Raw genomic sequence first — 19,930 nt, 5'->3', positions numbered from 1 at the left:
TAAGATATAACCGGTGACTGGGGCAATATCGAGGTATGATAACGGCCCGGTCTCTGGTCAAGGACTATGACAGGTTCATGGCGCTGAAGGGGATCAGCTTTGAACTGGAGAAGGGTGAGATCTTCGGGGTGATCGGGCACAACGGAGCCGGCAAGACGACGCTCCTGAAGATGATGGCCGGCCTCGTGAAGCCGACCTCCGGCGAACTCTTCATCAACGGGGTCGACGTGATCCGGAACCCCCGCACCCTGAAGGCCGGCCTCGGGTACCTCCCGGAGGAGTCGCGGGTCTACGAGACGATGACCGTCCCGGACTACCTCCGGTTCTTCGGGGAACTGTACGGCCTCGACCTCGCGACGATCCGGTCCCGGCAGGAGACCCTCCTCGCCGCCCTCTCGCTCGAGGCCGAGGGGAAGAAGATTGGCGAGCTCTCGAAGGGGATGCGCCGGAAGGTGGCGATCGCCCGTTCGCTGATCCATGACCCCGACCTGTTGATCTATGACGAGCCGACCTCGGGGCTCGACCCGATGACCTCGCGGTACATCAGCGACTACCTCCGTTCGCTCAGGGACCAGCAGAAGACGATCGTGATGTCTGCGCACAACCTCTACCAGGTGGAGGCGCTCTGCGACCATGTGATGATCCTTCGCCGTGGTGAGATCGTGGCGTTCGGCACGATGCACGAACTCCGCGAGCAGTTCGGGTCGCTCACCTATCACCTCTTCTTCTCGCTCCCGCCCGGGATCGGGCCTGACCCGGCCTGGGAGGCGGTGGTCGAGGGGGGTGGGTATATGGCCTCTGCTCCGGACCTACCAGCGATGAACCGGCAGACCGGCGCGATCACCGCTGCCGGCGGCCGGGTGAACCGGATCGAGTCCCATTACCCATCGCTTGAGGAGATGCTGGTGAAGATCGGGAAATGAACGCCTGCTAAACACCGCCCTTTTTTTCCGCAGACTTCGAATATTCTGAGGAGAACCTGTCCGTTATTGTTCGAAGCAGAGAGAAACGCATCCGTCGGGATACAACAATCAGAAAAATCAGCAATCAAATGATAGCGGGCCTGAAGGGATTTGAACCCTTGGCCTACGGATTAAGAGTCCGTCGCTCTACCGAACTAAGCTACAAGCCCACCAGTTGACTCTCTAACATTGATCCCACAATGGTATAAGCTTATCGGATTCCCTTACCTTAATATCCTGACAGATACCACCTCTCATCACATGCCTGAACCTGACCAGCGAGATGACCCGGGTGAGGTACAGTATATGGTACTCGGGTGCGGGAGTATTGGCTACAATGTGATCGAGGAACTGGCCAAGGAGACCTCCAGCATCCGCGTCGTCGACAGGGATGAAAAGAGGGTCAAAGATCTGCTCGATCAGAAATATGAGGCCGAAGTGCGGGATCTGAAGAGCCCGGGGCTGCTCGACGGACTGCCGGTTCCTGACGTGGTCTTCGTCCTCTCGAACGAAAAAGACGCCAACCTTGCGGCGGTTCAGGCCATCAAGGCACGGTATCCCGGCACCGAGGTCATCGCGCGTGCGATGGACCCGACCTCGGTCGGGGTGCTCCAGAACGCCGGTGCAGAGTTCGTCCTCTACCCCCAGGAGGTGGTGGCCAAGGCGGCGGTACACCAGATCCGACGGCTCCATGCGACGCGGATCGCGCAGCGGTTGCAGCACCTCTTCGTGGGCTGGGAGGGGACGCTCGGGATCATAACCCACAACAACCCCGACCCCGACGCGATCTCCAGTGCGATGGCGCTCGCTGCGATCGCGCGGGTCTCCAGCGACAAGAAGGTCACCTGTCGGATCCTGTACGAGGGGAACATCGGTCATCAGGAGAACCGGGCGTTCGTGAACCTGCTCGATATTAAGATGGAGCGGATCACACCCGAGGTGCTGCGGGAGTGCAAGTACCTGGCGCTGGTCGACTCGTCCGCTCCCGGGGTCAACAACAGCCTCCCCAAGGGGACGCACGTGCATATCATCATCGATCATCACCGTGCCGAGGAGGGGGAATCGGTGCACGCCGATTTCATCGATATCCGTCCGGGCATGGGGGCCACCGCCTCGATCATGACCCAGTACCTGCAGGAGATGGACATCACCATCGACAAGAAGCTCGCCACCGGGCTGCTCTATGGTATCCGGGCCGATACCCGTGATTTCCGTCGGAACGTGACCCCACAGGACCTCAACTATGTCGCGTTCCTCCTCCCCCTGACCGATTCCGATCTGCTCGACCGGATCATGTCCCCGTCCCTCTCCAAGGAGACACTGGACATCCTCGGGAATGCGATCCAGAACCGGGTGATTCGGAGCGGGTACCTCTTCTCCAATGTCGGGTATATCCGGAATCGGGATGCCCTTCCGCAGGCCGCCGACTACCTGATCAACCTCGAAGGGGTGAACACGGCGCTGATCTACGGGATCGGGGACACCGGGATCATCGTCTCCGCCCGAAGCCGGGATGTTCGGATCAACCTCGGGAACGTGATCAGCGAAGCCTTCGGTGAGATCGGGGACGCCGGCGGTCATCCGAACATGGCCGCGGCGATCATCCCGCTCAACTACTTCGCGCTGGTCGAGGACAAGGAGGCGTTGCTGGCGCTGATCATCGATCCGATCTTAAAGCGGTTCGAGAACATCGTCGGGCTGGAGAAGCAAGAGGGGAGAAATGATCTTTAGGGACTGGGAGCCCCTGTACCTGGAGATCCTGGACTATTTTTCATTTTCACGCGAAGAGGACGAGGAGGCCGCCCGGCTGCTGGCCTCGCTGGTCACCGTCGACGCCCTCACTGTACTGGAGGATCTGATCCAGGGAAGGGACGTCACCGTCTGCGGAAACGCCCCGTGCCTGATCGATCAACTCGACCAGGTGAAGGGAACGGTCCTCGCCGCCGATGCGGCTGCCGAGGTGCTGTACACACATGGGATCAGGCCGGACGCCGTCTTCACCGACCTGGACGGTGCGACCGATTGCTTCCTTTCAATGAACGAAGCGGGGACGGTGATGGTCGTCCATGCGCATGGGGACAACATGCCGCTCCTCTCCCACTGGGTTCCCCGGTTCAGCGGCCCGGTGGTGGCCACCACCCAGGGGACGCCCCTCGCTGCAGTCCACAACTTCGGGGGGTTCAGCGATGGCGACCGAGCCGTCTTCACCGCCGATGCACTCGGGGCGACGAGCATCAGCATCCTCGGGTTCGACCTCGACGACTCCTCCGTCGACCCGGTCAAGCGTGGTAAACTCTTCTGGGCACGCCGGCTGCTCGCCACCCTCGGGTACGACCTCTGACCATGACTGCTCTGGGTGTACTGCTGGACGGGTACGTGGACGAGCCGGCCTGTCTCGGTGTCCCCCCATACCTCTCTCCTGATGTCAGGGCCGCTGCAGGGGTGCTCTCCCTGCACGGCTACCAGGTCCGGTACCTGACGATCGATCAGCTCAGGGCAGACCCGGCCATGGCCAGGGTCCTGACCTCCGCCGACCTGCTCGTGATGATCGCCGGGGTGACGGTGCCCGGGAAATACCTGGGCGGCACGCCAGCGACCCTGACCGAGATCCAGCAGGTCGGGGCGATGACCGGTGCGGCCGAGAAGGTGATCGCCGGACCGATCGGGTTCGGGTTCTCCGGTCAGGGGGGCGAGCGGGCTGTGAAGGCCACGGTCCGGGGGTTCGATGCCCTGCTCCCAGGATCGCCTTCAGCCGCGCTTGATGCCCATCTGCAGGGGCTGACCCCCGACGGGACGATGCGATACCTGGATTATGACCGATGGGCCGCTGCAGGGGCCGATATCGTCCCCCAGCACCCGTCGTTCCCGTACCTGGTCTGCGAGCTCGAGACGGCCCGGGGGTGTGCCAGGCAGGTCACCGGCGGGTGCTCGTTCTGCACCGAGCCGTTGTACGGCCCTCCACGGTACCGATCTGTCGAGGGAGTGAAGGCCGAGGTCGGGGCCCTCGCGAGGGCCGGCGCCCGTCACTTCCGCCTCGGCAGGCAGCCCGACCTGCTCGCCTATCAGAGCGGCAGCGGGGAGTTCCCCGAGCCGGACCCTGCGGCGATCGAGGCCCTCTTCTCTGCGATCCGGGAGGCGGCCCCCGACCTGGCCACCCTGCATATCGACAACGTGAACCCAGGCACCATCGCCCGCCATCCGGAGGCATCGGCCGCAGCCCTGTCCGCGATCATCAAGTACCACACGCCAGGGGACGTGGCTGCGTTCGGGATGGAGACGGCCGACCCGGCGGTGGTCCAGGCCAACAACCTCAAGGCAGAGCCTGCGGAGGTGCTGGAGGCGATCCGGGTGGTGAACGCCCTCGGAGCGGTCAGGGATTGGGGTATCCCGGAACTGCTGCCAGGGCTGAACTTCGTCTTCGGCCTGGCCGGGGAGACAGCCGCAACCTTCGACCTGGACCGCCGTTTTCTACAGCAGGTGCTCGACGAGGGTCTGCTCGTCCGGAGGATCAACCTCCGGCAGTTGATGCCGTTCGAAGGGACCCGGGCCTATACCGAGAACACGCTCGGGCTCCACCAGTCTCTCTTCAAAACGTTCAAGGAGGAGGTCCGGACGACGATCGACCTGCCGATGCTCGAACGGGTCTTCCCGGTCGGGACCATCCTCGCCGACCTGATCGTCGAGCAGTCGGGCTCCCCCTCGTTCGGGCGGCAGATGGGGACCTACCCGATCCTCGCCGGCGTCCCGCTGTCGCTGCCGGTCGGGGCCGTGCTGGACGTGGTGGTGGTCGGCCACGGGATGCGGTCGCTGACGGCCCTCCCGTGTCCGGTGCCGGTGAACACCCTGCCGGCCTCTGCGCTGGTCTCGATTCCGGGGATCGGCAAGAAGCGGGCCCGGACGATCGCCGGGATGAGACCGTTCTCTGACCTCGCCGCCTTCTCAGCGGTGGCCGGCCCGACCCCGATCGATCATCTGTTTACATTTTAGTCGAAAACCTAACTGTTTATACAGTTAGATTTTCTCAAATCCTGGTTCACCTGTAAGGGGAACCGGAAGTGAGAAGAGTCCGGAGGACTCTGCGAATAGTCTTAAACGCATCGAATCCCAAAATGGGTCAATCTCCGACTCCTCTGAGTCTACGATTGACCAGGGATGTTGCGTTCAACACTATTGGATCAGATCTCGCGGAGCTGCATCACTTTTATGATATCGGTCCTGGTCACGAGACCGACCAGGTTCCCATCCTCCAGCACCGGGATCCGCCCGATGTTCTTCTCAGACATCACCCGAAGCGCCTCTGCCACCGGTGCCTGCGGCGGCAGCGAGACCACCTGCCTGGTCATCAGGTCTCGTACCTGCAGGGCGTCCCGGTCGATCGGTGAGGCCCGGTGCAGGTCGGAGAGGGTGATCATCCCGACCACCATCCCCCGATCGATCACCGGGAACCCGAGGTGCTTGGTGGCGTACATCTGCTCGAGCATCACCGGGACCTGGGTCTGCGGGGAGACCGTCATCACCGGGGTGGACATCACGGCTCCGAGGGTCAGGTCCTGCAGCAGGGAGGTATAGCGGACGGCAGACGACTCTTGGCTGGCCCCGATGTAGATGAAGAACGCGATGATGATCAGAATGGGGTTGAAGGCCAGAAACCCGAAGATCCCGAAGAAGATCGCGAACGCCTTGCCGATCTCGCTGGCGATCCTGGTCGCCTGGGTTACCGGCATCCTCTGTGCCAGGTAGGCCCGCAACACCCGGCCGCCGTCCATGGGAAATGCCGGCAGCAGGTTGAAGGCGAAGAGGATCACGTTCAACAGCCCCAGGTAGGCGAAGAGGAAGACCAGCACCCCTGCGATCCCTGGTGCACCGATGACCAGCGGGATCAGGTAGATGATACCGATCGAAAGGATCCCGAGGCCGAGGGAGGTCAGAGGGCCGGCCAGGGCCATCGGGAGTTCGACCTTCGGGTCAGGTGTCCCCTCCTCCATCGAGGAGACGCCGCCGAAGAGGAAGAGGGTGATGTTGTTGATCCGGATTCCCCGCCTCTTTGCGATCAGCGAGTGGGCGATCTCATGGACCAGAACTCCGGCGAAGAGGCCGAGGGCGACCAGGGCCCCGAGCAGGTACGGAACCGCTCCCATGGTGATCAGGGAGGGGTCGATCGTGACCGAGAAGATCCGGGCCAGGAGCTGGACGGTTGTCTCGATCTGGCTGCCGATGATCCAGGCGAAGAGGGGGATCACCAGCAGGAACGTGAAGTGAAGATAGATCGGAATTCCAAAGAGACGTCCGATTTTGAGCGATCCTTCCATGGGAAAGGATTACCTTTTTTACTTTTATAGTATATACCTTCAACCGATAGTGATGAAGACCCAAGTCACCGAAGTTCTAGGATTGAGCGTATATACCGATAAGGCTGTTTTTGTAGGGGATGTTGATGATGTGGTGATCGATCTTGATGCAAAGAAGATCAAGGCGCTCGCCCTCGGCAACCTGAACCTGGATATCGTCGATATCAAGGGGTACAAGGGGCTTCAGATCCCGTACCGGATGATCCGCTCCATCGGCGACATCATTCTGATCAGACACATGTCAGGGGTCTTCAAGCAGACACCGAAGTGAAGGGGTCGGTGGCAGGACTCATCACAGATACTCCGGATTTATGTGTACTGTTCTATGGATGACGACCGGGAGATCTTCAGTACACTCGCGGCAATCCCCCCGCTCTGGGTCAGGCTTGACGGACGGGCGTTTCACAGCCTGACGGCCCACCTCGATCTTGAGCGGCCGTTCGACCTTCGTTTCTCTGAAGCGATGGCAGCAACAGCTTCGGCGTTGGTCGGCGACAGCGGCCTCTCCCCCAGCTTCGCCTATACGTTTTCAGACGAGATCAGTCTCTTTTTTACACGTCTTCCATTCAGAGGCAGGGTCGAAAAGATCGATTCTGTGGCTGCCTCTTACGCAGCCAGCGCCCTGACGCTGGCCCTGGAAGTGACCTCCCCACTGGCCTTCGATGCGCGCGTGGTCTTTGCAACCCCGGCCTCGGCCCGGGAGTACCTGATCGGCCGGCAACAGGAGGCCTGGCGGAACCATATCAATGCCTACTGCCAGCATGCACTGATCAGCGAAGGGCTCTCCCCGCGTGCGGCTGCCTCCCGGCTGAAGGGGTTGCCGGGGAAGGCCCTGCACGACCTGATGCATGACCGGGGGGTGAACCTCGCCGAGACCCCGGCCTGGCACCGGCGTGGGCTGATGGCCAGGACTGCGGACGTGACCGTATCAGGCTACAATCCGATCAAAAAAGAGGAGGTGACGACCGTTCGGCACCGGGTGATCATCGACCGGGATCTGCCGCTCTTCTCGTCACCAGAGGGAGAGGTATTCCTCTCCTCAGTCCTCGGCCTTTGAGAGGCCCATTATCATACTGACCTCTTCGACCTCCCAGGTCTGGGAGGCCTGCCAGTCTCTCTCTGAGAGATGATCGGCATGGATCGCCAGGGCCGTCGCCCGGACATCATCGCTGATCCGGCCGATCCACGGCTGGACCAGGTCGACGACCCGCTGGTCGGCGATGGCGACCTCGGCGGTGATCATATCCTCGACCTTCAGCCCGGCCTGTCTGCGCATCTCCTGCAGCCGGCGGGTCACCTCCCGTCCGTATCCCTCCCCTTCGAGTTCAGGCGAGAGGGTCACGTCCACGTAGACGGTCGCGTCCTGCATCGGGGCGGTGAAGACATTCTCTGGCAGGTGCTCGCTGAACGTCACCTCTGCACTGGTGATTGTGTAACTGGTGCCGGTGGCATCGGTCAGCACCACCTCGCGGCCGGCGTCCAGCTCGCCCTTCAGCCAGGCCGCGTCCGCCTGCTCGATCAGCCCCTTCACGACCGGTCCGTTCCTGCCGTAGGTCGGGCCGATCTTCTTCATCACCGGCTCGGCCTGCCAGCCGATCCGGTCCCAGCGGCCCCTGGCCACGGTCACGACCCGGCTGTTCGCCCGGGACCTGCAGATCTGGTTGTTCGCCTCGATGGCGGCCGCGACCGTCTCGCTCTCGGTCACGACGACACACTCGGCCACCGGCCACCGGAGCTTCCGCTTCCCGGTCTGTCGGGCGTTGGCGACCCCGTCGTCGAACGACCTGATGATCGCCGTCGCCTCCTCGAGGCCCCGGTCGATCAACCGCTGGTCCCCGGCCACCCAGTCGAGCATATGCACACTCTCCGGGTCTTTTTCCAGTTTCAGGTTCTGGTAACAGGTCTCTGCGATATGGGGGGCGAACGGGGCGATCAGCACCAGCAGCTTCCGCATCACATAGTACATCGTCTCATACGCGTCCTGCTTGCCCTGGTCCTCCCCTTCCAGCCACATCCTGGGCCTGACCAGCTGCACGTACCAGCGGGAGAGGTCCTCAAGGATGAACGAGAGGATCGCCCTGGTCGCCTTATGCAGGGTGCACTCGTTCATCGCCCCGGTCACCACTACAGCCAGCGAGTTGACCGTCGAGATAAGCCAGCGGTCCTCAGAGGGCATCTCTGTGTACCGCCTGGCAACATACTCCCCGTTCCAGAGCCCGTTCTTAGACTCCGGGACGAATCCATCGAGGCTCATGTAGGTGAGCGGGAACCGGTAGACATTCCAGAGCACATTGATCGTCCGGTGGACCGTCTTGACCCCATCCCAGTTGAACTTCAGGTCGTCCCAGGGTGCATTGGCCGAGAGGACGTAGAACCTGAGCACATCGACCCCGTACTTCGCGACGACCTCCTCGGGGGTGATCACGTTGCCGAGGCTCTTGCTCATCTTTCTGCCGTCCGCATCCAGGGCGAACCCGTGCATCAGCACCTGTTTGTACGGGGCCTTGTCGAACGCACAGGTCGATGCTCCGAGCTGCGAATAGAACCACCCGCGGGTCTGGTCCTGCCCCTCTGCGATCAGGTCGGCCGGCCAGAGCCGATCGAACCGGTCATGCTCGGCAGGGAAGTCCAGGGTGGCCCACGAGGCCACCGCCGAGTCGAACCAGACATCGAAGATGTCCTTGACCCGGTGCATCGTTCCCCCGCAGGTGCAGGGGATCGTGATCTGGTCCACGTACGGGCGGTGCGGGTCCGGCACCGGGACGCCGCCGGCCTCTTCGAGCTCATGGATCGTCCCGATCACCCGCCGTGTTCTGCAGGAGGTGCACTGCCAGACCGGGATCGGGATCCCCCAGTATCGCTGCCGGGAGATGCACCAGTCACGGGCCTCGCCGACCCAGTCTGCGAACCGTGCACTCCCTGCCCAGTCGGGATACCAGGTGACCTGCTTGATCTCCTCGAGCATCTGCTCCTTCACCTTTACGATCTTCAGGAACCACTGCTCGGTGGCCCGGAAGATGATCGGGGTCTTGCACCGCCAGCAGTGGCCGTACCGGTGGACGACCTCATGCTCGGCGAGCAGGTGCTCCCCGAGCGCCTCGAGCACCTGTCCGTTCGCCTCCCTGACCGGAAGCCCGGCGAAGATCCCCGCCTCAGGCGTGAACCGGCCTGCACCGTCCACCGGGCAGAGCATCGCGAGCTTCTCGCGCACCCCGACCAGGTAGTCGTCCCAGCCATGTCCGGGCGCGATATGGACCAGCCCGGTGTTCTCTGTGGCCACATAGTCGGCGGTCACGACCCGGTGTTCGATCGTCGCCTGCACCGGCACCTGCTCTGCCAGCGGTGAGGTGTAGGTGAGCCCGACCAGCTCGGTCCCCTTCTGCGTGGAGATGATTGAGAAGTCCTGGTACCGCCCCCTCTTCAGCACCGGTTTCACCAGGTCCTCGGCGATCCAGAGCACCTCCTCGACCCCGTTCCGGATGGCCCTGACCCGGGCGTAGACCAGGTTCGGGTGGACGGCGACGGCGACGTTGGCCGGGAGCGTCCAGGGGGTCGTGGTCCAGATCACCAGATACTCATGCTCCTTTCCGGCCACCGGGAACTTCACAAAGACCGAGGGGTCGTGCTCGTCCCAGTACTCCACCTCGGCATCGGCAATGGCGGTCTCGCATCGCGGGCACCAGTTCACGACCCGGTGTCCGACCTCCAGCATCCCCCGTTTATCAGCCTGCTGTAAGGCCCACCAGGCCGCCTCGATGTACGAGGGCTTCAGGGTCTGGTACGGGTTGTCGAAGTCCATCCAGATCCCGAGTTTCTTGAACTGGGCGCTCATCACATCCCGGTTGGTCTGGGCAAAACTCCGGCACTCCTCGATGAACCGCTCGATCCCGAACTGCTCGATATCCTTCTTGGAGACGAACCCGAGTTTCTGCTCCACCTGCACTTCGATCGGAAGGCCGTGCATATCGTAACCCGCCCGGGCGATCACGTCCCTGCCGGTCATCCGGTGGAACCGGAGGAGGCTGTCCTTGAGGATCTTGTTCCAGGCGGTGCCGAGATGGATGTGGCCGGTGGTGTACGGCGGCCCGTCGACGAAGAAGAACGGCCGGTCACAGGCATGGCGCTGCAGCACCTGCCGGAAGGTCTCATGTGTATGCCAGTACCCCTGCACCCGTTCCTCGAGTTCAGTGGGGTTGTAACTCCCGGTGACTTCCTTCACCATGTTCCCTCACGATCCATAGAATGAGGATACGTGGCACCTGAGAGTGAAAGTAGTTTTTTGCCTGCCGGCCCCCAATCACAGCAGGGAAGTATGCAGATCGCAGTGATTGGGGCCGCCTGTTGTAACGGCGATGAGGAGGAGACGGCCGTCCGTGCCGGCCGGGCGATCGCGAGAGGAGGGGCCGTCCTCCTCTGCGGGGGCAACGGGGGCGTGATGGAGGCGGCATCCCGGGGCGCCGCCGGGTGTGGAGGGCTGGTGATCGGGATCCTCCCGGACACCGGTGATGGAAACCCGTACCTCTCGGTGATGATCCGTACCGGTCTCGGCCATGCCCGGAACGTGGTGCTGGTCCAGTCCGCCGACGCCGTCGTGGCCATAGGAGGATCGTACGGCACGCTCAGCGAGATCGCGATCGCGGCCAAGACCGGAAAAGAGGTGTTTGGGTACCGGACCTGGGATCTGCCCTGTGTGGTCAGGTGTGAGAGTCCGGAAGAGGCTGTGGACGGGGCACTTCGCGCAGCACGCCGGTCTCCGCGGTCCGGTACCCCCCCATCCGGGTGAGCACCGAAAGGAAGGCCGGCGATCTGACCGCTCCGATAAGTTTCTGCACGCGGGGGTCGTCGAGCATCCGTCTCTCGATGGCCAGTTCGTACCGCTCGGAGGCCAGGGGCACGAACTTCAGGCCCAGGGCCGCAGCGGCGCTGTAGACGCAGAGGCCGAGATCGGCCTCGCCTGACCTGACCGCGACCGCGACCGCCAGGTGGGTGGTCACTTCGTGGTCGTAGCCCCGGATCGAGGCCGGATCGATCTGGTGTTCGCGCAGGTAGTGGTCGAGGAGCATCCTGGTCCCCGACCCCTGCTGCCGGTTCACAAAGGTATACTTCTGTATATCCTCGACCGAGAGTCCGGTCGTCGAGACGAACCCCTGCTCCCGTTCGGCGACGCAGAGGAGAACCAGGTCGTCGTCCGGCAGGTACTGCTGCAGGTAGGATGTGTTGTAGGTCCCGTCCGGGGCCAGGAGGTGCATCGGTGCGGCATGACACTGGTGCTGCCGCAGGGTCAACAGCCCGCCCATCGAGCCGACATGGGTGGAGTGGACGATCACCCCCTCGCCGCTGACCAGTGAGGCCAGGTGATCGATCGCCGGGTCATGGCTGCCGATGATCAGCAGCGCCCGTTTCCCGAGGGCCTCGGGGACGGTCAGCTGCACCCTGACCTCTTCGCCGGCCACGACTCCTTCCTGGTCTGCGGCGAGTTGCAGGTAGCCGTTCGAGCGGACCATACTCATCTGGACGCCCGCACCCCGGGACTGGGGTACGGCCACCCACCGGCCGTCGATCTCCCCTGCCGAGACGAGCACGAATTCGTCCGACCCGATCTCCTTCTGGACGGTCCTGGTGATCGAGGCCCGGATCGTCGGGTACTCGGGCGGTTGCAACCCGTACTCCTGCAGGGCCGGGATCACCAGTTCGCGCATCACCGTCAGCGCGGAGAGCGGGTACCCGGGGAGACCGATCACCGGTTTTCCCTGGATCTGACCGATGATCACCGGCTTCCCCGGCTTTATGGCGACCCCGTGGACCAGCACCTCGCCGAGCTCCCTGATCACCCCGGCTGTGAAGTCCTTGGTCCCGGCCGAAGACCCGGCCGAGATGATCACCAGATCGTTCTCGGCGACTCCGCGGGTGATCGCCGCTCGGATCAGATCCTGATCATCGATCGTGATCGGGTACGGGTGGGTGGCGACCCCGATCGATCGCAGCCAGCCTGCTGCAAAGAAGCAGTTGCTCTCGACCACCTGGCCGGGTTTCGGCCTCTGTCCGTGCTCGATCACCTCGCTGCCGGTCGGGATCAGCCCGATCTTCAGGCCGAGCACCTCGACCTCGGTCACCCCGTAGCCTGCCAGGGCCCCGAGGTCGGTCGGGATGATCCGGTGTGCGGCCGGCAGGATCATCTCGGTCTCGCTGATCTCCTCGCCGGCCGGGCGGATGTGCTGCCATGGCGCAGCCGCCTTTCTGATCGTGTAGGTTTCGCCCTCGATCCAGACGTCCTCGATCATGATCACGGCATCGTACGTCGGTGGGACCACGTTCCCGGTGTTCACCCGGAGGGTGTCGGGGAGCGTCACCGGGTGCTGCTCGCTCGCTTTGACGGTATCGGCACTCCTGACTGCGATCCCGTCCATCGCTGAGAGATGGATCTGCGGGACCGAATAGGCGGCCATGATCGGCTCGGCCGTCACCCGGCCGACGGCCTCCTCGAGGGGGACGACCTCGGTCCTTGGGGTGGCCGGCATCAGGGTCGCCAGAACCCTGCGGGCCTCTGCCAGCGAGACCACCTGCAGGTATCGGGTCACCACAGCAGCACCTCCACGGGGGTGCCGGCCTCAAGCCCCTCGGCCCCTGCCGGAACCCTGACCAGCCCGCTGGACTGGATCAGCGTGTTCAGCAGCCCGGACTTCCCGAAGAGCGGGGTGGCGACGGGGGCCTCTCCCTCACGCCGATCCAGCCTGACCCTGACATAGTCCTCCCGCCCTCGGGCAGAGGGGATGTTCGCAGCGAGCACCGCGCTCTCCACCCTGGAGGGCCGGGGACCTCCCCCGGTCAACCCGCCAAGGAGGTGGGCGCCGAGCACCATCAACACCACGTAGGCCGACGCCGGGTGGCCCGGAAGGCCGATCACCGGGACGTCGCCGGCCTTTCCAATGATCGTCGGTTTTCCCGGTGCGAGGGCGATCCCATGAACCAGCACCGATCCTGCCTTTGCAATGACCGTCGCCCCATGGTCGCGGGCGTCCTTGGAGGAGCCCCCTGAGATCAGCACCCCGTCTGTCTCGGCGGCTGCCTTCTTCAGCACTGCTGCGAGCGTCTCCTCGTCATCCCTGACGATCCCGTACGACCGCGTCCTGCATCCGGAGCTCTCGGCGAAAGCCCTGCAGAGGTAACTGTTCACGTCCCGCACCTGGCTGCCCGTGGGCTTCGTCCCGATCGGTATCACCTCGTTGCCGGTGGAGATGATTCCGATAAGGGGCCGTTTGAAGACCTCAACCCGGGTCCGGCCGACTGCGGCCAGGGCACCGACGTCCTGCGGCGAGAGGACCGTCCCGCTGGAGACGACTGGTGCTCCTGCAGCGAAGTCCTCTCCCTGCAGGATCAGGTTCTCGCCCGAGGCCACCGGCCGCTGGACCAGCACCTGGTCGCCGAGCTCCTCGGCGTACTCAATCATCACCATGGCATCGGCCCCGGGGGGGATCATCCCCCCGGTCGGGACATAGACGCACTCCCCGCGCCTGATCGGGGCGGTGGTCCCCTCCCCCATCAGCACGCGGCCGGTGCACCGGAGCATGGCCGGCAGCGCTTCGCCCGCCCCGCTCGTCTCCGCAGCGATGACAGCGTACCCGTCCACCACGGACCGGGTGAACCCCGGGATGTCCAGGTCAGCCGTTACATCCTCGGCGAGCACCCGGCCCCCAGCCTCTTCAAGAGGGATGGTCTCTGTTGAAACAGGCGCGGCGATCGATGTTATGATGTGCACCGCCTCCGTAACGCTGACCACCTGCAGAAACCTTGGCATCAGAAACAGCCCAGCTGGCACCCTCTGATCTTCACCCCGTGTTCGGTGCAGTAGGCGCCCAGGTCCGCCCTGCTGATGCCGTGCTTCTCGGCGATAGAAAAGGCCTCCGGACATCGGATCTCGGTCGTAATTCCCATCTCCTTCAGAATCTGCTCGATCTTGTTTGCATCCATAGTACCAATCGTACAGGGAGTGATGGGACATAGGTTTTGCGGAGGATCGCACCCTGTTCATCTGATGAAAGATTCATCATTGCTGAGGACGAAATGGATGAACAATTACCGGTTTTTTACCGGCAGGACGTACATTATGTTCACTCACTCCCATCGTCGCCGCAGTGCCCGGTCTCCGGGGCCGGCCGATGGCGATAGCCCACTCTCCGATAATCCTCTCTTTGATCAGGCGCCAGCGGCGATGCTGGTCGTCGACCTGCAGGACTGGAGGATATCCCGGGCCAACCGGGCTGCCTCAGTCCTGCTCGGGCACAGCAGTGACCAGCTCGTCGGGATGCGGGCAGGCCTCCTCTTCACCATCGATACCCCCCAGCTCCAGCGGCTGCTGACCGGCACCGATGGGAGCTCACACGAGGTCACCGTGGTCCGGGGCGATGGTACCACCGGCCTGCTCTGGCTCTCATCGACGGTGGTCGCCCAGGCCGGTAGGCCGGAGGCGCTGATCGCCCTGACCTCCCCGCTCTGTGACTCCGGATTCCGGCCGCAGCTCTGCATGGGGGACTTCCAGGAGTTTGCCGCCGGGCTCCCCCAGGCGGTGTATGAGATGGACCTTCGGTTCATCCTGACCTTCGTGAACAGGGCAGGGCAGGCGATGTTCGGCGTGACCGATGCAGACCTCTCTGCCGGGCTTTATATTCCTGATCTGATCGTCTCTGAGCAGCGAGAGGAGGTGATCGCGGTGCTGAGCGGAAGTCTGGACGGGATTCGGTCACTCCGGCGCGAATGGCTGGTTCGGCGGAAGGATGGGTCCACCTTCCCGGTGATGATCCACGCAACACTTATCGTACAGCAGGGCAGGGTCGTCGGCAACCGCGGACTGGTGATCGATATCTCTGAACTGAAACGATCGCAGGAGGCGCTCGAGGCCGCCAACAGGAAACTGAACCTACTGAACGCGGTGACCAGGCATGATATTCAGAACCAGGTGACCGCCCTGCTCGGATACCTTACCCTCGCCGAGGAGTCAGCCTGTGACCCCGAGCAGGTCCCCCTCCTTACAAAGGGCAGAGCCGTTGCCGAGGAGATCAGCAGGCAGATCATGTTCACCAGGGATTACCAGGAAATCGGGATCCGTGCCCCTGAGTGGCAGCACCTCAGTACCGTCCTCGCCCGGGCCAGGGCAGGCTGGGAACTGGGGGATGTTGCAATCACCATCGGCGACCCTGATCTTCAGGTCTATGCAGACCCGATGCTCGAGAAGGTCTTTTCGAACCTGATCGACAATGCGTTCAGGTACGGGGGGCCGATCACCGGGGTCCGGTTCTCTGCCACTGTCACCGACGCCGGCTGCCAGATCATCTGCGCCGACGACGGCCGGGGGGTTCGGAACGATCAGAAGGAGATGATCTTCTTAGAGGGTGTCGGCCATCACACCGGTTTCGGCCTTTTCCTTGCACGTGAGATCCTGAAGCTGACCGGGATCACCATAGCCGAGACCGGGGTCTATGGGGAGGGGGCCGTCTTTATCATCAGTGTACCTGATGGAGGATACCGCCCCACAGTACAGGGGCTCTGAGGGTCACACCTTTGGCGATTCGAAAGGTCTCCGAACGCCTGATATCGGTTGTGATACCCATCTCTTTTTGAATCCGCTCTCCCCAGTTCTCATCCATCGTGCCGCTCGTACAGGCAGTGGTGGGACACCGGTTTTGCGGGAGGGTCATATGCCGTCACCTGGTGAAAGATTCATCATTGCTGAGGACGAAATGGATGAACAATTACCGGTTTTTACCGGCAGGACGTACACTATGTTCACTCACTCCCATCGTCGCCACAACCCTGAGTCTCCGGGGCCGGCCGATGGCGACGGTCCACTCTCCGATAATCCTCTCTTTGATCAGGCGCCGACGGCGATGCTGGTCGTCGACCTGCAGGACTGGAGGATATCCCGGGCCAACCGGGCTGCCTCAGTCCTGCTCGGGTACAGCGGTGACCAGTTCGTCGGGATGCGGGCAGGTCTCCTCTTCACCATCGATACCCCCCAGCTCCAGCGGCTGCTGACCGGCACCGAGGGGAGCTCACACGAGGTCACTGTGGTTCGGGGCGATGGTACCACCGGCCTGCTCTGGCTCTCATCGACGGTGGTCCTCGGGATAGACCGACAGGAGGTGCTGGTCGCCCTGACACCCCCGCTCTGTGACCCTGGATTCCAGCAGCAGCTCGACCTTGCCGACTTCCAGGAGTTTGCCGAAGGGCTTCCCCAGGGGATCTATGAGATGAACACCCGGTTCGTCCTGACCTTTGTGAACCGGGCGGCGCTGGTGATGTTCGGGATCACCGCCGAGGACTTTAACAGGGGGATCTGCGTGGTTGACTGGGCGGTTCCTGAACAGAGAGACGAGATGATTGCGGTGCTGAGCGGAAGTTGGGACGGGATCCGGACACCCCGGCGTGAATGGCTGGTCAGGCGGAAGGACGGGTCCACCTTCCCTGTGATGATCCATGCGACGCCCATCGTGCAGCAGGGCAGGGTCGTCGGCAACCGCGGACTGCTGATCGATATCTCTGAACTGAAGCGATCGCAGGAGGCGCTCGAGGCCGCCAACAGGAAACTGAACCTGCTGAACACGGTGACCAGGCATGACATCCAGAACCAGGTGACCGCCCTGCTTGGGTACCTTGTCCTTGCAATGGATTCGGTCAGCGATCCTGGACCGACCACCCTTCTATTAAAGGGCAGAGCCGCTGCAGAGGCGATCAGCAGGCAGATCACGTTCACCAGGGATTATCAGGAGATAGGGGTCCGGGCCCCTGAGTGGCAGCACCTCGGCACTGTCCTTGCCTGGGCCCGGGCGGGCTGGGAACCTGAGGGTGTTGTGATCACCATCGGGGACGCCGATCTGCAGGTCTATGCGGACCCGATGCTCGAGAAGGTCTTCTCGAACCTGATCGACAACGCGCTCAGGTACGGGGGGCCGATCACCAGGATCCGGTTCTCTGTTACGGTCACCGACGCCGGCTGCCAGATCATCTGTGCCGATGACGGCCAGGGGGTCAGGGACGATCAGAAGGAGATGATCTTTCAAAAAGGGGTCGGCCATCACACCGGTTTCGGCCTCTTCCTTGCGCGCGAGATCCTGCAACTGACCGGGATCACCATCGCCGAGACCGGGGTCTATGGGGGGGGAGCGGTCTTCACCATCAGTGTACCTGATGGGGGATACCGCCACACAGTACAGGGACAATGAAGATCACACTGGTCAACTCGCGGCAGGACCAGGCAGGGGTGACGATCCGGGACCAGATCCGAATACTCATGGCCGATCCTGCGTACCGGCGCGAAGGGGTCGACTGGGAGTTTCTGGAGGTCGATGGAAGGCTGATCCACGAGGGAGGGATCGACGCGGATCTTGGAAGCGACCTGCTGATCTTTCTCTCGCGCCACACCTCCAGCCGGCCAGTCCCGGTGCTGACGGTCCATCCGACCGGGAACCCTGGCGAGGCGCTGCTCGGCGGGGAAGCGGGATCGTTCGCCCCGGCCGCTCCGGGGTGGATGCAGGCGGTCCTTGTAAACCTGGTCAGGCTGGTCCCGAACGGCTATCGAGCTTCGTACGAGGTGACGCATCACGGCCCGACCGATCTCGTCACCCCCTCGTTCTTTGTGGAGATCGGGTCCACCGAGAAGGAATGGTCGGACCGGGTGGCAGGGGCCGCGGTGGCAGAAGCCGTGCTGACCGCCGCGCCGGCCGACCCGATCAGCCTGATCGGGTTTGGGGGAACACACTATGCCCCTCGCGAGACGGCGGTGGCCCTGGAGACCCGCGGAGCCTTCGGGCATATCCTCCACTCCCGCGAGATCGGCGGACTGACCGGGCCGCTGCTTGGAAAGATTGCTGCAGCCGCAGGGGCGGAAGCGGTCTATGTCGACCGGAAGGCTATCGATCGTCCCGCCCTCGATCATCTGTATGCGCTCCTCCAGGCCGCGAGCCTCCCGCTTCTCGGTGAGAAGGATCTCCATCAGATCGGAGTCCTCTCCTGGCAGGATTACCTCTCCCTCCGACAGGTCGCCGAGGAGGCGGCGCCGGGTGCGCATCTGATCCCCGGCGCCCTCTCTGGTGGTGGGACGCCAGTCACCGTCACCGTCCCGGCCGATCTGTTCACCCAGGCTCTGAGTGCAGACCCCGGCAGGATCGTGGCCGCGATCGGCAGGATGCCGGTGGCCGGTCTGACTGGGAAAGGAGGTGTCCTCCTCCCAATTTTTATCACCTATGAACGGTATAGTTCTCAGATCATACATGATTTAATAACCCTGTGTGTAAAAACCATACGTGAAGAGCAGCATGCTGTCATCGACGGTGACCGGCTGATCATCAAAAAAGAACGGTTTGATCCCGGATTGGCAGCCAGTTTGGGCGTGCCACCCGGGGCCCTGTTTGGGATGCTGAAGGGCGGGCAGGCGGTCAGGGTCGGTGATCAGGTGATAGAGCCTGAAATGGTCCGGTCGTGTACGGTCACAGCGATACATCTGCGGGGGTTGGAGAGGTATACATGAGATCAATTGTGGAAGAAGCGCTTTCAAGAGTGAGAGATAACGACATTTCGACGGAATACTCTCAGAATAACGAAGATCTCGAGGAGGTTCTGCGCGACCTCAAGACCGAGATCGCCGTGATCGGCTGCGGTGGCGGGGGATCGAACACGATCACCCGTATGATGGAAGAGGGTATCCATGGTGCACGGCTGATTGCGGTGAATACCGATGCCCAGCACCTGAGCAGGATCCAGGCGGATTCCCGGATTCTGATCGGCAGGCAGCGGACCCGCGGGCTCGGTGCCGGCTCCCTCCCCCAGATCGGTGAGGAAGCGGCGCTCGAGACCGAGGAGGACATCCGGCGTGCGGTCGTGGGCTGTGATATGGTCTTCATCACGGCCGGGCTCGGTGGAGGAACCGGGACCGGCTCTGCACCGGTGGTCGCCAAGGCCGCCCACGAGGAGGGTGCCCTGACGATCGCCGTCGTCACCCTTCCATTCGTTGCAGAGGGTGCGATCAGGATGGAGAATGCAGAGGCTGGGCTTGAGCGGCTCCGCGACGTCGCCGATACGGTGATTGTGGTTCCGAACGACAGGCTGCTCGAGGTCGTGCCCCGTCTTCCGCTCTATGCGGCTTTCAAGGTATCAGACGAAGTGCTGATGCGGGCGGTCAAGGGTATCACCGAACTGATCACGATGCCCGGACTTGTGAACCTGGACTTTGCCGATGTCCGGACCGTCATGGAACGCGGAGGCGTGGCCATGATCGGGATGGGCGAGAGTGACAGTGAGGACAAGGCGATCGACTCGGTGAAGAAGGCGCTCCGTTCTCCACTTCTGGATGTCGAGATATCAGGTGCGACGGCGGCCCTCGTCAATGTGGTCGGCGGCCCGGATATGACGATGGAGGAGGCAGAAGGGGTTGTGCAGGAGGTCTACAACCGGATCGACCCGTCTGCACGGATCATCTGGGGTGCTCAGGTCGACCCTGACATGGAGCACAAGATGCGTACGATGCTGGTCGTGACCGGCGTCCAGTCGGCCCAGATCTACGGTAGAAAGGAGAAGAAGTCGCCTGCGATGAACAGGCAGTTCGATATCGATTTCTTAAAGTGAGTTTCT

16 protein-coding genes and 1 tRNA gene are annotated in these 19,930 nt (G+C 62.8%); 11 read left to right on the top strand and 6 right to left on the bottom strand.

Translation table 11 applies throughout. From position 1 onward, the window contains the following. The first annotated feature begins 35 nt into the window (after positions 1 to 35). Positions 36 to 923, top strand: a complete 888-nt coding sequence (locus tag ACFKSJ_RS08705; RefSeq protein ID WP_440949409.1) for an ABC transporter ATP-binding protein — start codon at positions 36 to 38, stop codon at positions 921 to 923. 135 nt (positions 924 to 1,058) lie between these two features. Here ACFKSJ_RS08705 and ACFKSJ_RS08700 read toward each other — a convergent pair. Continuing rightward, positions 1,059 to 1,132: transfer RNA gene (locus tag ACFKSJ_RS08700), tRNA-Lys, on the bottom strand. A 91-nt stretch (positions 1,133 to 1,223) separates the two neighbouring features. Between ACFKSJ_RS08700 and ACFKSJ_RS08695 the strand changes: the two genes are divergently transcribed. The 3 genes from ACFKSJ_RS08695 to ACFKSJ_RS08685 are packed head-to-tail and all read left to right on the top strand — an operon-like array spanning position 1,224 to position 4,949. After that, on the top strand, positions 1,224 to 2,693 hold the full coding sequence (locus ACFKSJ_RS08695) for an NAD-binding protein (RefSeq protein ID WP_440949408.1): 1,470 nt from the start codon (positions 1,224 to 1,226) through the stop codon (positions 2,691 to 2,693). Next, on the top strand, positions 2,683 to 3,303 hold the full coding sequence (locus tag ACFKSJ_RS08690; RefSeq protein WP_440949407.1) for a 6-hydroxymethylpterin diphosphokinase MptE-like protein: 621 nt from the start codon (positions 2,683 to 2,685) through the stop codon (positions 3,301 to 3,303). Before ACFKSJ_RS08695 ends, ACFKSJ_RS08690 begins: the two co-directional genes overlap by 11 nt. A 2-nt stretch (positions 3,304 to 3,305) precedes the next feature. Continuing rightward, positions 3,306 to 4,949, top strand: a complete 1,644-nt coding sequence (locus ACFKSJ_RS08685) for a radical SAM protein (protein ID WP_440949406.1) — start codon at positions 3,306 to 3,308, stop codon at positions 4,947 to 4,949. A gap of 188 nt (positions 4,950 to 5,137) precedes the next feature. Here ACFKSJ_RS08685 and ACFKSJ_RS08680 read toward each other — a convergent pair whose 3' ends face one another. Then, complete coding sequence (locus ACFKSJ_RS08680; RefSeq protein ID WP_440949405.1) at positions 5,138 to 6,271, bottom strand: CBS domain-containing protein; 1,134 nt, start codon at positions 6,269 to 6,271, stop codon at positions 5,138 to 5,140. A 52-nt stretch (positions 6,272 to 6,323) separates the two neighbouring features. Between ACFKSJ_RS08680 and ACFKSJ_RS08675 the strand changes: the two genes are divergently transcribed. Next, positions 6,324 to 6,581, top strand: coding sequence for a PRC-barrel domain-containing protein (locus ACFKSJ_RS08675; RefSeq protein ID WP_440949404.1), 258 nt, complete (start codon positions 6,324 to 6,326; stop codon positions 6,579 to 6,581). Positions 6,582 to 6,635: 54 nt separating this feature from the next. Continuing rightward, positions 6,636 to 7,367 carry a tRNA(His) guanylyltransferase Thg1 family protein gene (locus ACFKSJ_RS08670; RefSeq protein WP_440949403.1) on the top strand — a complete coding sequence of 244 codons (732 nt, stop codon included), beginning with the start codon at positions 6,636 to 6,638 and terminating at the stop codon, positions 7,365 to 7,367. Here the strand turns inward: ACFKSJ_RS08670 and ileS are convergent. After that, positions 7,350 to 10,529, bottom strand: a complete 3,180-nt coding sequence (ileS, locus tag ACFKSJ_RS08665; protein ID WP_440951418.1) for an isoleucine--tRNA ligase — start codon at positions 10,527 to 10,529, stop codon at positions 7,350 to 7,352. The two genes, ACFKSJ_RS08670 and ileS, sit on opposite strands and share 18 nt — an antisense overlap. 93 nt (positions 10,530 to 10,622) lie before the next feature. On the opposite strand from ileS, the gene ACFKSJ_RS08660 reads away from it, so the two are divergent. Then, on the top strand, positions 10,623 to 11,093 hold the full coding sequence (locus ACFKSJ_RS08660; protein WP_440949402.1) for a TIGR00725 family protein: 471 nt from the start codon (positions 10,623 to 10,625) through the stop codon (positions 11,091 to 11,093). Here ACFKSJ_RS08660 and ACFKSJ_RS08655 read toward each other — a convergent pair. Genes ACFKSJ_RS08655 through ACFKSJ_RS08645 form a run of 3 tightly spaced genes read right to left on the bottom strand, consistent with a single transcriptional unit; the run spans position 11,005 to position 14,278 of the window. Next, a complete protein-coding gene (locus ACFKSJ_RS08655) occupies positions 11,005 to 12,891 on the bottom strand; it encodes a molybdopterin biosynthesis protein (protein WP_440949401.1) in 1,887 nt (628 codons plus the stop codon). The two genes, ACFKSJ_RS08660 and ACFKSJ_RS08655, sit on opposite strands and share 89 nt — an antisense overlap. Further along, positions 12,885 to 14,105 (bottom strand): molybdopterin molybdotransferase MoeA, encoded by a 1,221-nt coding sequence (locus tag ACFKSJ_RS08650; RefSeq protein ID WP_440949400.1) that lies wholly within the window; start codon positions 14,103 to 14,105, stop codon positions 12,885 to 12,887. Before ACFKSJ_RS08650 ends, ACFKSJ_RS08655 begins: the two co-directional genes overlap by 7 nt. After that, positions 14,105 to 14,278 carry a hypothetical protein gene (locus ACFKSJ_RS08645; RefSeq protein ID WP_440949399.1) on the bottom strand — a complete coding sequence of 58 codons (174 nt, stop codon included), beginning with the start codon at positions 14,276 to 14,278 and terminating at the stop codon, positions 14,105 to 14,107. Before ACFKSJ_RS08645 ends, ACFKSJ_RS08650 begins: the two co-directional genes overlap by 1 nt. 136 nt (positions 14,279 to 14,414) lie before the next feature. On the opposite strand from ACFKSJ_RS08645, the gene ACFKSJ_RS08640 reads away from it, so the two are divergent. The 4 genes from ACFKSJ_RS08640 to ftsZ all read left to right on the top strand — a co-directional run bounded on the left by ACFKSJ_RS08640 (position 14,415) and on the right by ftsZ (position 19,924). After that, on the top strand, positions 14,415 to 15,854 hold the full coding sequence (locus tag ACFKSJ_RS08640; protein WP_440949398.1) for a PAS domain-containing sensor histidine kinase: 1,440 nt from the start codon (positions 14,415 to 14,417) through the stop codon (positions 15,852 to 15,854). A 232-nt stretch (positions 15,855 to 16,086) separates the two neighbouring features. Continuing rightward, on the top strand, positions 16,087 to 17,526 hold the full coding sequence (locus ACFKSJ_RS08635; RefSeq protein ID WP_440949397.1) for a PAS domain-containing sensor histidine kinase: 1,440 nt from the start codon (positions 16,087 to 16,089) through the stop codon (positions 17,524 to 17,526). Further along, positions 17,523 to 18,830, top strand: coding sequence for a D-aminoacyl-tRNA deacylase (locus ACFKSJ_RS08630; RefSeq protein ID WP_440949396.1), 1,308 nt, complete (start codon positions 17,523 to 17,525; stop codon positions 18,828 to 18,830). The genes ACFKSJ_RS08635 and ACFKSJ_RS08630 overlap by 4 nt, the downstream gene beginning before the upstream one ends. Continuing rightward, positions 18,827 to 19,924, top strand: a complete 1,098-nt coding sequence (gene ftsZ / locus ACFKSJ_RS08625; protein ID WP_440949395.1) for a cell division protein FtsZ — start codon at positions 18,827 to 18,829, stop codon at positions 19,922 to 19,924. The genes ACFKSJ_RS08630 and ftsZ overlap by 4 nt, the downstream gene beginning before the upstream one ends. The last annotated feature ends 6 nt before the right edge of the window (positions 19,925 to 19,930 follow it).

Source organism: Methanosphaerula subterraneus (assembly GCF_052055875.1).
GTDB lineage: Archaea > Halobacteriota > Methanomicrobia > Methanomicrobiales > Methanospirillaceae > Methanosphaerula > Methanosphaerula subterraneus.
The sequence above is the reverse complement of the archived record's forward strand: the minus strand, read 5'-3'. Positions and strand labels throughout refer to the sequence as shown.

Coding starts and splice junctions, on each gene's coding strand:
- ACFKSJ_RS08705 (WP_440949409.1), top strand. CDS start 36: ATGATAACGGCCCGGTCTCTGGTCAAGGACTATGACAGGTTCATGGCG.
- ACFKSJ_RS08695 (WP_440949408.1), top strand. CDS start 1,224: ATGCCTGAACCTGACCAGCGAGATGACCCGGGTGAGGTACAGTATATG.
- ACFKSJ_RS08690 (WP_440949407.1), top strand. CDS start 2,683: ATGATCTTTAGGGACTGGGAGCCCCTGTACCTGGAGATCCTGGACTAT.
- ACFKSJ_RS08685 (WP_440949406.1), top strand. CDS start 3,306: ATGACTGCTCTGGGTGTACTGCTGGACGGGTACGTGGACGAGCCGGCC.
- ACFKSJ_RS08680 (WP_440949405.1), bottom strand. CDS start 6,271: ATGGAAGGATCGCTCAAAATCGGACGTCTCTTTGGAATTCCGATCTAT.
- ACFKSJ_RS08675 (WP_440949404.1), top strand. CDS start 6,324: ATGAAGACCCAAGTCACCGAAGTTCTAGGATTGAGCGTATATACCGAT.
- ACFKSJ_RS08670 (WP_440949403.1), top strand. CDS start 6,636: ATGGATGACGACCGGGAGATCTTCAGTACACTCGCGGCAATCCCCCCG.
- ACFKSJ_RS08660 (WP_440949402.1), top strand. CDS start 10,623: ATGCAGATCGCAGTGATTGGGGCCGCCTGTTGTAACGGCGATGAGGAG.
- ACFKSJ_RS08650 (WP_440949400.1), bottom strand. CDS start 14,105: ATGCCAAGGTTTCTGCAGGTGGTCAGCGTTACGGAGGCGGTGCACATC.
- ACFKSJ_RS08645 (WP_440949399.1), bottom strand. CDS start 14,278: ATGGATGCAAACAAGATCGAGCAGATTCTGAAGGAGATGGGAATTACG.
- ACFKSJ_RS08640 (WP_440949398.1), top strand. CDS start 14,415: ATGTTCACTCACTCCCATCGTCGCCGCAGTGCCCGGTCTCCGGGGCCG.
- ACFKSJ_RS08635 (WP_440949397.1), top strand. CDS start 16,087: ATGTTCACTCACTCCCATCGTCGCCACAACCCTGAGTCTCCGGGGCCG.
- ACFKSJ_RS08630 (WP_440949396.1), top strand. CDS start 17,523: ATGAAGATCACACTGGTCAACTCGCGGCAGGACCAGGCAGGGGTGACG.
- ftsZ (WP_440949395.1), top strand. CDS start 18,827: ATGAGATCAATTGTGGAAGAAGCGCTTTCAAGAGTGAGAGATAACGAC.